The organism is Microbacterium sp. NPDC079176, assembly GCF_040686675.1.
Classification (GTDB): Bacteria; Actinomycetota; Actinomycetes; order Actinomycetales; family Microbacteriaceae; genus Microbacterium.
Genome location: NZ_JBFBLM010000001.1, coordinates 16119 through 31465 on the forward strand (window position 1 = coordinate 16119; position 15347 = coordinate 31465).

Sequence of the window (15347 nt, forward strand, 5' to 3'; positions counted from 1 at the left end):
GCTTCCAGCCTACGTCGCCCTGCGGGTGCCCCGGCGCTCCACCTTCAGCTCGTCCGTCATCTCCTCGAGCTCGCGACCCTTGGTCTCGGGCACCTTGAAGTACACGAAGAAGAACGACAGCAGCGCGAAGAACGCGTAGAAGCCGTAGGCGAATGTGAGGCCGATCTCGGCGAACACAGGGAAGGTGGTCGAGATGAAGAAGTTCGCTGCCCACTGGGCTGCTGCCGCGACCGCGAGTGCGCCGGCGCGGATCGAGTTCGGGAAGATCTCTCCCAGAAGGACCCAGACGAGCGGACCCCAGGTGGCACCGAAGAAGACCACGAAGCCGTTCGCGCAGATGAGGGCGACGGTCGCCCAGGGGTCAGGCAGGGTCGCTGTGCCCTCGGCGTTCAGCTCACCGAACGAGAAAGCGAGCGCCATGAGGCCCAGCGTCACCGTCATACCCACAGAGCCGACGAGAAGCATGATGCGTCGGCCGACCTTGTCGACCAGCAGGATCGCGATGATGGTCACCACGATGTTCGTCACCGACGTGATGACGGAAGTCAGCAGGGCACTCGACTCATCGAAGCCGACGGACTGCCACAGTGTCGTCGAGTAGTAGAAGATGACGTTGATGCCGACGAACTGCTGGAACACGGAGAGCAGGATGCCGACCCACACGATCGGCTTGAGCCCCAGACGACTGCCCCGCAGGTCGCTCAGCGACTCCTTGCGCTCGGTGTCGATGGTGCTGGTGATCTCCTGGATCTTCGCGTCGACGTCAACGGCCCCAGTGACCGTCTCGAGCACCTGGGACGCGCCTTTCAGATCGCCCTTGCGCACGAGATATCGCGGCGATTCGGGCAGACGGAACGACATGATCCCGTAGACGAGTGCGGGCACCGCCTCGATGATGAACATCCATCTCCAGGCGGTGAGTCCCCACAGAGGCTGGTCTGCGGCACCCGCGAGGCCCGCCAGCCACGCGTCGGAGAGCAGAGCGGCGAAGATTCCGGTGACGATGGCGAGCTGCTGCAGAGAGCCCAGTCGACCTCGCACCCGGGCAGGCGAGACCTCGGCGATGTATGCGGGAGCGATGACGGATGCCGCACCGACACCGAGACCACCCACCACTCGCCAGATGATGAGGTCGACGACACTGAACGCGAGTCCCGAGCCGATGGCGGAGACGAAGAACATCGCCGCCGCGAAGACCATCACGGGGATTCGCCCGCGTTTGTTCGCAATCGGTCCTGCGAACCACGCACCGACGGCGCACCCGATCAGGGCCGACGACACCGCGAAGCCCTTGAGCCCGACCCCGAGGTCGAACCCCGAGACGTTCCCCGCGAGAGCATCGACGGCGCCGTTGATCACGGCGGTATCGAATCCGAAGAGGAAGCCACCGAGTGCTGCGGCGATACTCACCGCGATGACGCGGCGTTGGAACTTCACTGGACTCGCTGCTCCGGACATGACTCCCCCTCATCGACGAGATGTCGAGAGTCTACGACCGCTCAGGGGTCGAGCGGCGGTATCACGCCGGACCGTACCCCGATTCGCCCAATTCACCGAGGATGCGGTTCAGATCCTGAATCGATGCGAAATCAATGATGACCTGGCCTTTTCGAGCGCCCAGCGACACCTTGACGCGAGTGTTGAGCCGATCGCCGAGGTTGCCGGCCACCTCGTCGAGGTATGCCCGTCGAGCGCCCGGAGTCGGCTTCGCCGTCCGGCCGGGTGCTGCCGGCTCCGTCTTCGCAGCGACCTCGGTCGCGCGCACCGACAGGTCCTCGTTCACGACCTTGTCGGCGAGACGCTGCATGGCCTCGGGTGAGTCCAGGCTGAGGATCGCGCGAGCGTGTCCAGCCGTCAGCACCCCCGCCGCCACACGCTGCTGCACGGGAACGGGGAGCTTGAGCAGACGGATCGTATTGCTGATCTGAGGGCGCGACCGACCGATCCGCGTGGCGAGCTCTTCCTGGGTGATCCCGAAGTCCTCGAGCAGCTGCTGGTATGCCGAGGCCTCTTCGAGCGGATTCAGCTCGGAGCGGTGCAGGTTCTCGAGCAGAGCATCGCGCAGGAGATCTTCGTCGGCAGTCTCGCGGACGATCGCCGGGATCTTCTCGAGGCCCGCCTCCCGCGCGGCGCGGGTGCGCCGCTCCCCCATGATCAGCTCATACTCGCCGTCGCTGTTCTTGCGAACGACCACCGGCTGCAGAACGCCGAACTCACGCACGCTGTGCACGAGCTCTGCGAGGTCCTCGGGATTGAAGTGCGTGCGCGGCTGACGCGGGTTCGGCACGATCTTCTGCGGATCGACCTCGACGAGGTGGATGCCGGGAACGACCTCGAGGTCGCCTTCTGCTGCGGGCTGGTCACTGGTCTGCTCCGTCGCCGGACGCAGGTTGGCTCCGGGGAAGAACACATCCACGGGACGCTCGGACTGATCAGCCGTCGGGATGAGGGCTCCGATTCCCCGACCCAGTCCAGTGCGCTTCGCCATCATTTCTCCTTGCTCTGCGTCGCCGTCCGCGACGCGATCTCGACAGCGGCCTCGCGATACGCGACGGCGCCGGCGGATTGCCCATCGTAGGCGATCACGGTCTGACCGAAACTCGGTGCCTCCGACACCCGCACGGAACGCGGGATGACGGTGTCGAGCACCTGTTCGGGGAAGTGTGTGCGGACCTCGTCCGCCACCTGCTGCGCGAGTCGCGTGCGTCCGTCGAACATCGTCAGCAGGATCGTGGAGAGGTGCAGTCCGGGATTCAGGTGCTTCTGGATCATCTGGATGCTGCCGAGCAGTTGACTCAGACCCTCGAGCGCGTAGTACTCGCACTGGATGGGGATGAAGACCTCGTTCGCCGCGGTGAAGGCGTTGATCGTGAGCAGCCCGAGCGACGGAGGGCAGTCGATGATGACGAAGTCCATACGGTTGTCGACGAGATACTCCTCGAGCGCCCGTCGCAGTCGATGCTCCCGTGCGACCTGCGCGACGAGTTCGATCTCTGCGCCGGCGAGATGGATGGTGCTCGGTGCGCAGAAGAGGTTCTCGTCCTCGGGACTCTGCTGCACGATGTCAGCGAGCGGGGTGTCTTCGATCAGGACGTCATAGACGCTCGGAGTCTCGGCGTTGTGCGGCACTCCGAGCGCGGTCGAGGCGTTGCCCTGGGGGTCGAGATCGATCACAAGGACCCGTGCTCCGAGACCCGCGAGTGCAGAGGCGACATTGACGGCGCTCGTGGTCTTACCTACGCCGCCCTTCTGGTTGGAGACCGTCAGGATGCGGGTGTCTCCGGCGAAGTCGATGGACACGGTCTCGAGTGCTCTGCGTCGTGCGGAGAGGTCGGCGAGTTCCCGCGCGAGGGGCGTATCCATCCCGAAAGAGTCCTTCGGTGATGCCTTTTCGGGCTGTTTCACGTGAAACATCCACTCCTTTCGGGGCCGTGTTCCACTCTAATCGCTGCGGCAGACGTTGCCTTCTCGAATCCTTACTGAGTCGTGCAGGCCGGTGATAACTCGTCCGGACGTGCCGTTGCGGAGAGAGTGGCACTTTCGCCTTCTGGCCTGGGTGTTCATTGTGCCGTTGGACGTTCTGACGCACCGGAGATAGGGGTACACGCATGGAGGGACGACGTCCACGCACTGCACCATCTGTCGCGCCGGCGACAAGTTCGTGTCGGTCATTTCGTGGGCGTGAGGAGAGGGGAGGTCTCTGTGCTCGGCCCACACGGATGTCCTGCCCTCTGTGAAAGAGGCTGTCCAAGAGCGGCTTACGGGACTCGACGAGTCTCCGTCGCTGAGGCCCCTCGTTTCGGGGAGACCGACCGGTCGCACAGAACTCGTCAGCGTCCTTCACACCACTATCGCGTGGAACCGGATCCTCCCCCGGTGCGCCGAGGTCCGTGGTGACGGTCGACAGCCGCATGGTTTCACGTGAAACATCTGACGCACCTCGGCCTCGGTCAAGATCGTAGAAGCTGCTCGATCCGGTCGACAACGGCGGTCAGCGGTTGAGTTGCGTCGATCTCGCAGGTGGATGTCGCCCGCAGTAGCGGCTCCACGGTTTCGAGGTTCGTGCGAATCTCGTCTTGCTGCACCGTCGTCGAGCCGTAGGGATTCGAAGATCGCCGACGAACACGATCGAGCATCACCGAAATCGGCGCTGACAGGAGGACCACGTGGTCGAAGCGGTCGTAGAAGGCACCCTGATTCGACACCGTGCCAGACACGATGACTTCGGTGCTCTCCCCGAGTAGCGCACCCATCAAGACCTCGTCCCACAGTCCCGACTCGGTTGTCCATGGTCCATAATCGGTGTCGACGACGGAGTATCCCCGCTCCCCCAGTACCTGCAGCGCGCTGGACTTGCCGACGCCAGACATCCCAGTGATGAGCATGCGCACCATGCATTCACCATATCGATGTTTCACGTGGAACATCGCCGACGTGAGTGACAGGAGCGTTCTACCCGGACCGCGTGCAGGCGGACTAAAGTGCCTCCGCGTCCAGAGCTGCTCCGGCTAGCCGAGCGGTAGCAGGCCCCCACTCTTGCTTCGGGTTCTACGCTGGCTCCAGCCGGTGCATCACCGTGAGCGGCGAGGGGCTTCACTCCGCTGCGTAATCGCCTGCGCTCATTGCCTCAGGGTCGTCTCACCAGTGAACCTCACCCCCGAGGTCACCCACGCGTGAATCACCTAGTCGTCACAGACGCATCGCGCACGCCACGCACGGCTTCAGACAGCCCAGCCAAGTCGATTGACAAAGGGTAGCGCCGTGATCGCGTGAGACCGACCATTCGGGGCGGAGCCCCACCCATCTCATCGCGACCTCAGCGGCGTTTCATGTGAAACATCTCCTCAGACGGGCACTAACGAAGTACGTCGTTCGCATGCTGCACAGCTATCAAGGATTGGGCCAAGGCGCGTCGACGGCCTCGGCTCTTCGCTGCAAGCATCGCTCTAGAGTCAGCTCGCCCACCTTGGGTCCAGTGAGGATCTAGTGCGTGGCGTCGATCCGCAAAGGAACCGCAGGCGCGAAACAACACTCGCGGTGTTTCACGTGAAACGTTCGTCCACAGAGTCCCGTCTGCTCTTCCCTTGCGTCATACTGACGGCAAGTCAGCACGAGCCAGGCCCACCGGCTGGCCACATTTGCCGAGCTCGGGTGGTGCACGGATCCGCCCCTGAACTGGGATTTATCCGAGAAACCCGCCCGCGACCGCCGCAACAGACCTCGGGGTGCACCTCGCTGGCATCCGCAGCAGGGGCATCAGCAGCGACCGCGTGCGTCCCATTGCGGGTAGCCCTCCAGAGCGCTGCTGCTCGGGCTCTCGGTGCGATACCGAGCCTCGCGCCAGCTCACGAGTTCTGTCGTGCAAACCGGGGACCGCCGCTTCTCGGGCCAAGAATCCCCGCACCTTCGAGACGCCCGATGACTCGTCACATCAATGAGCTAGCGACTGTCTCGCGAGCGGGGCTTCGCAAACTACTCACTGGGATCGTGACGCGATCACTAGTCTTTGAAACCGTCCACCCGACCGTGTACGGGCACCCAGCAACGACGCGCCACTAGCGCGCCCTCAATCGCCCACGTCGCGGCCGGCCCCGAGACCCTCCCCCTGTTCCTGCTATCGCGCGGTCGCGATCATCCGAAGCCATCACGACCCGCCGCTCGATGTTTCACGTGAAACACTTGTGCCTGCCGCATAGCGCGACGCGGTCGGTCCGAGGAGAGATGTCCATTCGTGCCAGGAAGGCTTCTCGCTCACTCAAGACATGCTGCGAAGAACCCCGGTGAGACTGAGCAGGGTGTTGCCAGGTCACCCTGTCGCCCGAATGTTGTCAGCGGCAGCGGGTCATAGCTGCTGCCTGACAGGTTCCGCCGCGATGCCCCCGAGTGAAAGTTCCAGTTATGTTCGGCGCCCCACCACGCCTGGAGCAGACGGTCCCGCTCCTCGGCGCCATGATCTGGTTGTCAGCTCGCAACGCTCCCCCGGCGGATGGTGTGGACCGGGATGACACCCGTAGCCACGCCAAGGGCACCGCGATCCGTTCCGTGGCAGCGACACAACGATTGTTTCACGTGAAACATACGACTCCCGGGTGGACCGGCTCCCCTGTTCACAAGCTCTGAGTGCCGCACGTGGGTTCCACCACGCGCGGACCTCACTCAGTAGTCAGAACGCCCAACAGACGGCACACGGCACACGGCACACGGCGGAGTAGCGCAGGCCAGATCACGAGAGCGCAGATCAGAACAGGAGAGATCACTGCAGACCGCACGGTGTAGTGCAGTCCAGGGCAGTTCAGTGAGGTGAAGTCTGCTGCTGTGAAGTGACGTAGGTTGAAAAGCAGAGATTCGGACCACGGCGCTACGAAGAGGGGTGGCTCGCAGCACCGCTCACCAGCACGGCGACGAGCATCGCAGCGCGCACCATCCGTCCGCAGTGCCTCGAAGTACGGCTGAGTGGCACAGATCAGACCAGCGAGCGCAACGCCCTCGTGACCCGGACCACCGCAAGTTGTCGGCGGAATCCCTTCACACCACCTCGGCCCGCCTCGGCTTGCCCCCGCATGGCAGTCGTCCACCCATGTTTCACGTGAAACATGGTTAGGACCCCCGCTCCTTCCCCGAGGGGCGAACACTCTCGCTTACGAGCACACGGGGACAGACCCATTCCGGATTCCGACACCGGACACGTCTGCGGTGAAGCCTGATCTGTCGTGCCACACGCCCACGTTCCGTTACCACCGACCGTGATCCCGGGACAGTCTTTGACGGCGAGGGCAGAGTGCCGGCGGCTATCCGGCACTGCTGACCGTATCCAGCAGCGCTTGAGTGCCTCGTCACGTCGCAACGGAGCTCCCACACAGGTGCACGACCAGGGTCGGAAGAAAACCCTTCTCATCAGCCATAAACTCGAATCGTGGCACGATCGTCGAGGGACTCTATCGGCCTCGCGCGGTGACCAGGTCTGGCTCAACCGGACGAGCCCCGACAATAGATCTCATATGCTGCAGAGGCAGATCACAACAGTGCCTGGCCCATGACCACCGTGCGTGGCAAAGTCACCCACCACCTGCGACCTAGCACGCGGGTACACATCTCGAACGTGGAATGTGCGCCCATCCTCGACGAAGCTCAGGTTCCTGAACCGCGGCATCGACCCGTCAGCGGACGACTGCCCTCACCACGCGGGTCGTCTCGGGCAGTACGTTCTCGCCGAGAGTCTCGACGCGGACGTCCGACAGGCGGAACTTCTTGATCTGCTTCTGCGCTGCTTCGATCTCGTTGGCGGCATTCATTCCCTTGAGAAGGGTGAGTTCGCCTCCATCGCGCACGAGCGGCGCGGTGAGCGGGATCAGCGTCTTCAGAGCACTCACCGCACGAGCTGTCACGACGTCGAAGCTCGCAGGAGTCACCTCCTCGGCACGCGCGCGCAGAACTTCGACATTCGTGAGCTTCAGCTCGGCGACCTGATCGTTCAGCCAGATCACCCGGCGCTCCATCGGCTCGACGAGCGTCCAGTGCACATCGGGTCGCGCGATCGCGAGGACGATACCGGGCAGCCCCGCACCCGAACCGATGTCCGCGACCGAACCGTGGAACAACGGGGCGGCGATGACACTGTTCAAGATGTGCCGGGACCACAAACGCGGGAGCTCGAGAGGACCGATGAGTCCTCGCTCCTCGCCATGCTGCGCGAGAGCCGCCGTGAACTGCCGGGCCAACTCGATCCGATCGCCGAAAAGATGGACCGCCACCGACGGTTCGATCTCCAGGTCACTCACGACAGCATCCCGCTGGCCTGACGTCGCATGTGAAACGTCAACGACGACGCAGAACAGTGTGGCGGTCGGCACCCTCGCCGTAGGACTCGGACACGAGACCCTGATCAGCCGCGATGTCGTGCACCAGCTTGCGCTCATAGCTGGACATGGCGGGCAGCGACGCCTGGGTCGCTCCATCGTCGAGCTTGGCTGCGGCGGCGTTCACGAGCGTCTCAAGCTGACGGCGGCGCGCATCGCGCGATCCGCCCACATCGAGGATCAATCGCGAGAACGAACCCGTCTTGCTCTGGACCGCAAGACGCGTGAGCTCCTGAAGCGCCTGCACCGTGTCGGGTGCAGACAGAAGCGCCAGTCCGTCTCCCTCAGCCTCGACCGAGACATATGCGCGGCCCTGCCGCACGTCGAGGTTGAGGTCCCCATCGATGTCGGCGATGTCGAGCAGCTCTTCGAGGTAGTCAGCGGCGACGTCGCCCTCGTTCTCGAGCTCTGCGACCGTGGGCTCCACGGTCTCGGTCACGTTGTCGGTCGTCACGAACCGCTCCCCTTCTTCTTCGAACGCTTCTTGCCCACCGGCTGCTGACGCTTGGGGGCCTGCGCCTTCGCGCGCTCCGCCTCTTCGAGCAGACGCTGCTGCTCTGCTTCGTATGCCGCCATCGGGACGACCTTGCCCGAGGCGTCGATCGCCTTGCCCTTGCGAGCAAGACGCTCTTCACGAGCCTTCGCCGCCTCAGATCCGGGAGTCGGCATCTCACGGATGACGAGGAACTGCTGTCCCATGGTCCAGAGGTTCGAGATGAACCAGTAGACGACCACGCCGAGCGGGAAGAAGATGCCCGAGAAGATGAAGCCGAGAGGCAGCACGTAGAGCATGATCTTCTGCATCTGGTACGCCTGGCCGGTCTTGGCTTCGGGCGACAGGTTCTTCGAAATGATCTGCAGCTGCGTGAAGAACTGCGACGCGATCATGAGCACGACGAGCGTGACCAGGATGATGATCGCTGTGGTGTTCCCCGCGTCGACCGCGTTCCCCAGCGTCTCGTGCAGCGATGCGACACCGAAGAGCTCGGCGTTGTAGAACTGCTCGGTGAGCTCGGCGTTCAGCAGACCGACGCCGCCGACACCCAGGTTGTGGTGCTTCGAGACGTCGCTCAGAACGCTGAACAGCGAGAAGAAGATGGGCATCTGCACAAGAAGCGGAAGACAGCTCGACATCGGCGTCGTTCCGTGCTTCTTGTAGAGCGCCATGGTCTCGCGGCTCATGGCCTCGCGAGAGAGCTGATCCTTCTTACCCCGGTACTTCTCCTGAACTTTTCGCAGCTCAGGAGCAATTTCCATCATCTTTCGCTGGCTCTTGATCTGCTTCACGAAGAGCGGGATCAGGGCAGCACGGACCACGATCACGAGACCGACGATCGACAGCACCCAGGTCAGACCGGATGCGGCAGGAAGACCGACGGCCGTGAACAGCCAGTGCCAGGCGACGAGCACGAGCTCGACGACCCACTTGAGGGGCCAGAGGATGGTTCCGATCAGATCGAAGCCGCCGGAGGCAGGCTCCGGCGAGGGTGTTGCGCTGGCGAGCAGAAGGTCAAGACCCACCGATCAATCCTTTCGGGCAGGGACGACGAAACCGTGAGCGGTCAGGTCATAACGGAAGTGTTCGTGCGGACGGACGTCATCGACGCCGCCGTGGCTCCAGGGATTGCAACGAACGATGCGCCACGCCGAGAGCGCCGCTCCCCGCACTGCGCCGTGCTGTTGCACCGCACCTACAGCGTAAGCGGAACAAGATGGGTAATAGGCGCAGACATCTCCATACATCGGGGAGATCACCTTGCGGTACCCGGCGAGGAACCCCAGGACGAGATTCCGGGGGATCAGCGGGATGCTGCGGATCGCGTCACCGGCATGAAGCTGAGCGGAGCCGATCGAGGATGCCGGAAGAGCGGTCATGGCCGCTGTCCGAGACGATCCAGACACCGGTTCACGTCCGCACTCAGCTCGGCGTAGGTCGCGGTCGCGGATGCAGGAAGGGCACGGATGACGACATCCGTGCCCTCGGGGACCCGCGTCAGCGCGTCCGCACACACGGCTTTGAGTCGCCGGCGCACGGTGTTGCGCACCACAGCGGTGCCCACCTGCTTGCTGATGATGAATCCGAACCTCGCGGCTCTGCTCTCGCCCGTCGTCAGCATCGAGGTGACGACCTTGGCTCCGCCACAACGGGATCCGCGTCGAACGACCAGTCGATAGTCGCTCCCGCGGGTCACACGATACGGGCGGGCGAGCACAGCGATCTACGCGGAGAGCTCGGTGCGGCCCTTCGCGCGACGAGCCGAAAGGATCGCGCGGCCGGCGCGGGTACGCATACGAAGACGGAAGCCGTGCTTCTTGGCGCGACGACGGTTGTTGGGCTGGAAGGTGCGCTTGCTCATGGAATCACTCCGGGAATGCTGCCACCGGGATCATTTTGACCGGAGACATAGGGATCTGCCGTTCAGGCATAAGTCAACCGATTAAGGGTACGTCTTGACGGCGCGCAGAGCAAATCTGCGCGCTTCGACCGCCAGCTCAGGCACGATCCGCACAGCTATTATCCACAACCCTGCGGCGTGCACGTATGAGCAACACGCGCGCGGATTCCCGTAGGCAGGTTGCCGTTCCCAGCCGTGGTGACTACCGTGGCATCCGAAGTTATCCACAGGCGGGCCGCGTCATCCAGACGGCCCGTCGTCCCCTCAGCACGGAGCGTCATGTCATCACCTGCCCAGCCCGACGTTCCGATCTGGACCACGGTGCAGGAGCTCCTCGAGGCGGACGACCGAGTCACTCCTCAGCTCCAGGGATTCCTCAGCCTCGCGGTTCCGGCCGGCGTGATGGCGGCCACCCTCTATCTCGAGGTCCCGAACGATCTCACCGCCGCGCAGATCAACAAGAGGCTGCGGCTTCCGATCATGGAGGCCCTCTCCCACATCGGCGATGAGGTGACGTCGTACCGCGTGGTCGTGAATCATGAGCTCGCCGAGCAGCCGACGGCGCCCATCGCGGTCGCCGATTACGGCCGCCAGGAGCAGATCCGCGTCGAATCCCCGATGGAGCAGCCGACGCAGCTGCGCCACGAGTCCCGCCTGAACCCGAAGTACACCTTCGACAACTTCGTCATCGGGCAGTCCAACCGGTTCGCCCATGCCGCTGCCGTCGCCGTCGCCGAAGCGCCGGCCAAGGCGTACAACCCGCTCTTCATCTACGGCGACTCGGGCCTCGGCAAGACGCACCTGCTGCACGCGATCGGCGACTACGCCCAATCCCTCTATGCAGGGGTCAAGGTCCGGTACGTCTCCAGCGAGGAGTTCACGAACGACTTCATCAACTCGATCGCGAACAACCGAGGTGCAGCCTTCCAGGCCCGCTACCGCGATGTGGACATCCTCCTGATCGACGACATCCAGTTCCTACAGGGTCGCGCGGAGACCCAGGAGGCGTTCTTCCACACCTTCAACACGCTGCACGACCACAACAAACAGGTCGTCATCACGAGCGACGTCGCGCCGAAGCATCTCACCGGCTTCGAGGATCGCATGCGCAGTCGGTTCGAATGGGGCCTGATCACCGACGTGCAGGCGCCCGACCTCGAGACGCGCATCGCGATCCTCCGCAAGAAGGCGCAGAGCGAGGCGCTTCATATTCCCGACGAGGTACTCGAGTACATCGCCACCGTGGTGTCGTCGAACATCCGTGAACTCGAGGGTGCGCTGATCCGCGTCTCCGCATTCGCCAGCCTGAACCGTTCGGCCCTCGACATCTCGCTCGCCCAGACGGTGCTCCGCGACATCATCGACACGGCAGAGGACAACATCATCTCGCCGACCGACATCATCACTGCGACCGCGCAGTACTTCAAGCTGACGGTCGACGACCTGTACGGCTCCAGCAGATCTCAGCAGATCGCCACATCGCGCCAGATCGCGATGTACCTGTGCCGCGAGCGGACGAGTCTGTCCCTGCCGAAGATCGGCCAGCTGTTCGGCAACCGCGATCACACCACCGTCATGTACGCCTACAAGAAGATCAGCGAGCTCATGAAGGAGCGCCGTTCGATCTACAACCAGGTGACCGAGATCACCACGCAGCTCGGTCGACGCTGAGTCCGCGCCGCCTCGAAAAAGGGGGTCGTAGCTTCCGATAGGAGGCTGCGACCCCCTTTGCGTGCGTGTGAGCGGCATACGACGGAGCAGATCGATGCCAGTTTGCACATGTGGATAACTTGTGGATGACTCGCCTGCAGGTCGGGACGAATGTGTGTGAAACCGTCGAACCTGTGGATAACTGTGGGAGACGGTTCGACCCGACGGATGCCGTCCACCCGCGGATTCCTCAGGGATTCCACAACTGACAACCGTGTAGTTCCCTACTCGCGTCTGCTTTCCACCGAGTTATCCACAGTATCCACAGGTGTTAACACCGTTAAGGAGTTAATTCAATTCAGGGGCGATCCGATCACCAGAGGGTGGGGAAAGTCCGACAGGCCCGAGCTTTGATCCGGTCGTAGGGATACTCCCGAGTTGGGGGCTAGCATGGGAAGCCCTGCACTGGCAGGACCGATGACGACACGTCTCAGAACGACGACAAGGGAGCACCCGTGAGGTTTCAGGTCAACCGCGATGTCTTCAGCGAGGCCGTGTCGTTCGTGGTCAAGCTGCTTCCGCAGCGCAACCCGCAGCCGATCCTCGCCGGCGTCCTGATCGAGGCAGACGGCTCCGGTCTCACCCTCTCGGCGTTCGACTACGAGGCATCCGCGCGCACGACAATCGAAGCCACCGTCGACACACCGGGCACGATCCTGGTGCACGGTCGACTGCTCTCAGACATCGCCAGCCGCCTTCCCAACGCGCCGATCGAGATCGCCGTCGAGGACGACGGCAGCATCACGGTCACCTGCGGCTCGGCGCGGTTCACCCTCGCAGCCATGCCGGTCGAGGAATATCCGTCGATCCCCGAAGTGTCCGGTTCCTCCGGCGTCGTGCCCGCCGACGATTTCGGCACCGCGATCAGCCAGGTGGGTTTCGCCGCCTCGCGCGACGACGTCACCCCGGTCCTGACCGGAGTGCAGCTCGAGGTCTCCGGCCAGACGCTCAGCCTCGTGGCCACCGACCGCTACCGAGTCTCCCTCCGTGACGTGCCGTGGGACGGTGAAGCGGTCGAAGCCAGCGCACTGGTGCCCGCACGCACTCTTCTCGAGGTCGGAAAGACCTTCGGTCATGCAGGCACCATCCAGATCGCGTTCTCGGGAGCGGGCGACCGCGAGATCATCGCGTTCACGGCCGGCAACAAGACGGTCACTTCGCTGCTGATCAAGGGAAACTTCCCTCCGGTCCGCCGTCTCTTCCCGGAGCAGACCGAGCACTATGCGGTCGTGAACACCGCAGACCTCGTCGAGGCCGTGCGCCGTGTGTCGCTCGTGCTCGACCGAGCAGCTCCGCTGCGCTTCACGTTCACGTCCGACAGCGTGACGATGGATGCGTCGGGCAGTGAGCATGCGCGTGCATCCGAGTCCGTCGACGCGATCCTCTCGGGTGGCGACGACGTCACGCTCGGCCTCAACCCGCAGTACCTCATCGAGGCGCTCGGCGCGGTCAAGAGCGAGTTCGTCCGCGTCACCTTCACGTCGAGCGACAACGCGAACAAGCTCAGCCCCGTGCTGATCACGAGCCAGACTTCGGTCGACCAGGCCGGTCTGGATTCTTTCAAGTACCTGCTGCAGCCGAACCTGCTGCTTCGCTGATCCTGCGACGGGCGCGCTCCGCGCGGCGACGGCAGTGTCAGAGCCCGAAGGTAGGCTGACAGCGTGATTGTGGAACACCTGAGCCTGGTCGACTTCCGCAATTACGCGACCGCGGATCTCGCTCTGCACAAGGGTCCCAACGTCCTCGTCGGGCGCAACGGCCAGGGCAAGACCAACCTTGCAGAGGCTGTCGTCTTCCTCGCCACTCTCGGTTCGCACCGGGTCTCGTCGGATGCCCCGATGGTGCGCGAGGGTCAGGATTTCGCGATCATCCGCGCTCGCCTCTCTCACGGCGAACGCAAGGTGCTCATCGAGGTCCAGCTCAACAAGCAGGGTTCGAACAAGGCGCGGATCAACGGCTCCCCCTCGAAGACCAATGAGCTGCCTCGCTACGCCCATGTGGTGCTCTTCGCTCCCGAGGATCTGCAGATCGTCCGCGGCGACCCCTCGTCTCGGCGTCGTTTCGTCGACCAGCTGCTGATCCAGCGCACGCCCCGCATGTCTTCTGTCCTCGCCGACTACGACCGGGTGCTCAAGCAGCGCAATGCGCTTCTGAAGTCGGCCAGGGCGCGCGGCATCAAGGGCGAGGCCCTGAGCACCCTCGATGTGTGGGACGACAAGCTGGTCTCCCTCGGTGCCGAGATCATCACCGCGCGACAGCGTCTCGCCGCAGATCTCCAGCAGCCGGTGGCCGAGGCGTACGCGGCGATCGCGGGCGAGGATCATCGCCCGCAGCTCGAGTGGGCTCTGTCGGTGCGCGGAGCGGATCCCGAAGAGGGTGTCGACGCGCCGGCCGAGACCTCCGGAGACATCGCCGAGATGTTCCACGCCGCACTTCTCGCGAAACGGTCGAACGAGCTCGACCGCGGTCTCACTCTCACCGGCCCTCATCGCGACGACCTCGTGCTGCGCGTTCGTGGCCTTCCGGTGAAGGGGTATGCGTCCCACGGGGAATCCTGGTCGGTGGCCCTCGCGCTGCGCCTCGCTTCCGCCGAGCTGCTGCGCAGCGAGTCTCCTGCCGGCGATCCCGTCCTCATTCTCGACGATGTGTTCGCCGAACTCGACGCCGATCGCCGTCAGCGGCTGGCCGCTCTCACCGCGGGCTATGAGCAGGTGGTCGTGACGGCAGCCGTGGAGGAGGATATCCCCGAAGTGCTCCATGCCCACGTGGTGCGGATCTCGGCGGGAACGATCAGTGATGAGAGGGAGGTGGCAGATGAGTGAGATCGCACCCGATCCGGCATCCGAGACTCCCGAGACCGTCGCGACCTATCTGCGCCTGCGCGGACTCGCGCCGAGTTCGAAGACGTGGAAGCGCAAGCGACGCATCGTCACCGATGACGACAACGCGCCGTTCACGCCCGGCCGCGACCCCGGACCGCTCGGAGCCGTGCTCGACAAGCTGACGCGGGACTCCGGCTGGCAGAAGACTCTCGCCCGTGAGGACCTGGTCAGGCAGTGGTCCGACCTCGCAGGCACGGACACCGCCAAGCACTCCGAACCCGTCTCCCTCGAGCGCGGTGTGCTCACGGTGAAGTGCGACTCGACCGCCTGGGCGAAGAACCTGCAGTACATGCGGGGAACGATCCTGACGGAGATCGGCCGACGGTATCCGGACGCCGGTGTCGAGAACCTCCGCTTCATCGGACCGGACGTACCCTCCTGGAAATGGGGTCCCAGAGTCGTTCCAGGACGGGGCCCGCGCGATACCTACGGGTAGGACACCACGGATGGGGTCTGAAACGCTCAGAGGGCCACACGCGGCCGCTGAGCCGCATCTCGCCACG

At 64.0% G+C, this 15347-nt stretch carries 14 protein-coding genes; 4 read left to right on the top strand and 10 right to left on the bottom strand.

Annotated elements, in window-relative coordinates:
* Positions 1-9 precede the first annotated feature (9 nt).
* From AB0P11_RS00070 to rpmH, 10 genes are all read right to left on the bottom strand, one after another.
* On the bottom strand, positions 10-1437 hold the full coding sequence (locus tag AB0P11_RS00070) for a sugar porter family MFS transporter (RefSeq protein ID WP_230101143.1): 1428 nt from the start codon (positions 1435-1437) through the stop codon (positions 10-12).
* A gap of 82 nt (positions 1438-1519) precedes the next feature.
* Positions 1520-2488, bottom strand: a complete 969-nt coding sequence (locus AB0P11_RS00075) for a ParB/RepB/Spo0J family partition protein (protein WP_082586457.1) — start codon at positions 2486-2488, stop codon at positions 1520-1522.
* Positions 2488-3363: a ParA family protein gene (locus AB0P11_RS00080; RefSeq protein WP_269464941.1), complete on the bottom strand. Its 876-nt coding sequence runs from the start codon at positions 3361-3363 to the stop codon at positions 2488-2490. The genes AB0P11_RS00075 and AB0P11_RS00080 overlap by 1 nt, the downstream gene beginning before the upstream one ends.
* A gap of 587 nt (positions 3364-3950) precedes the next feature.
* Entirely contained in the window at positions 3951-4394 is a 444-nt protein-coding gene (locus AB0P11_RS00085) for an AAA family ATPase (protein ID WP_056275676.1), read from the bottom strand.
* Between the two features lie 2763 nt (positions 4395-7157).
* Positions 7158-7778 carry a 16S rRNA (guanine(527)-N(7))-methyltransferase RsmG gene (rsmG, locus tag AB0P11_RS00090; RefSeq protein WP_363518626.1) on the bottom strand — a complete coding sequence of 207 codons (621 nt, stop codon included), beginning with the start codon at positions 7776-7778 and terminating at the stop codon, positions 7158-7160.
* A gap of 37 nt (positions 7779-7815) precedes the next feature.
* Complete coding sequence (locus AB0P11_RS00095; RefSeq protein ID WP_056275682.1) at positions 7816-8310, bottom strand: R3H domain-containing nucleic acid-binding protein; 495 nt, start codon at positions 8308-8310, stop codon at positions 7816-7818.
* A complete protein-coding gene (gene yidC / locus AB0P11_RS00100; RefSeq protein ID WP_056275685.1) occupies positions 8307-9377 on the bottom strand; it encodes a membrane protein insertase YidC in 1071 nt (356 codons plus the stop codon). The genes AB0P11_RS00095 and yidC overlap by 4 nt, the downstream gene beginning before the upstream one ends.
* Before the next feature lie 3 nt (positions 9378-9380).
* Positions 9381-9731: a membrane protein insertion efficiency factor YidD gene (yidD, locus tag AB0P11_RS00105; protein WP_053098237.1), complete on the bottom strand. Its 351-nt coding sequence runs from the start codon at positions 9729-9731 to the stop codon at positions 9381-9383.
* Positions 9728-10069, bottom strand: coding sequence for a ribonuclease P protein component (gene rnpA / locus AB0P11_RS00110; protein WP_072592158.1), 342 nt, complete (start codon positions 10067-10069; stop codon positions 9728-9730). The genes yidD and rnpA overlap by 4 nt, the downstream gene beginning before the upstream one ends.
* Positions 10070-10075: 6 nt before the next feature.
* On the bottom strand, positions 10076-10213 hold the full coding sequence (gene rpmH / locus AB0P11_RS00115) for a 50S ribosomal protein L34 (protein ID WP_022889115.1): 138 nt from the start codon (positions 10211-10213) through the stop codon (positions 10076-10078).
* A gap of 318 nt (positions 10214-10531) precedes the next feature.
* On the opposite strand from rpmH, the gene dnaA reads away from it, so the two are divergent.
* From dnaA to AB0P11_RS00135, 4 genes are all read left to right on the top strand, one after another.
* Positions 10532-11923, top strand: a complete 1392-nt coding sequence (dnaA, locus tag AB0P11_RS00120; RefSeq protein ID WP_053098239.1) for a chromosomal replication initiator protein DnaA — start codon at positions 10532-10534, stop codon at positions 11921-11923.
* A gap of 494 nt (positions 11924-12417) precedes the next feature.
* The gene (dnaN, locus tag AB0P11_RS00125; protein WP_053098240.1) at positions 12418-13560 is read left to right on the top strand and encodes a DNA polymerase III subunit beta; all 1143 of its coding nucleotides are present in this window, start codon (positions 12418-12420) and stop codon (positions 13558-13560) included.
* Between the two features lie 63 nt (positions 13561-13623).
* Positions 13624-14784 carry a DNA replication/repair protein RecF gene (gene recF / locus AB0P11_RS00130; protein WP_072590396.1) on the top strand — a complete coding sequence of 387 codons (1161 nt, stop codon included), beginning with the start codon at positions 13624-13626 and terminating at the stop codon, positions 14782-14784.
* Positions 14777-15280, top strand: coding sequence for a DciA family protein (locus tag AB0P11_RS00135; protein ID WP_056275693.1), 504 nt, complete (start codon positions 14777-14779; stop codon positions 15278-15280). The genes recF and AB0P11_RS00135 overlap by 8 nt, the downstream gene beginning before the upstream one ends.
* The last annotated feature ends 67 nt before the right edge of the window (positions 15281-15347 follow it).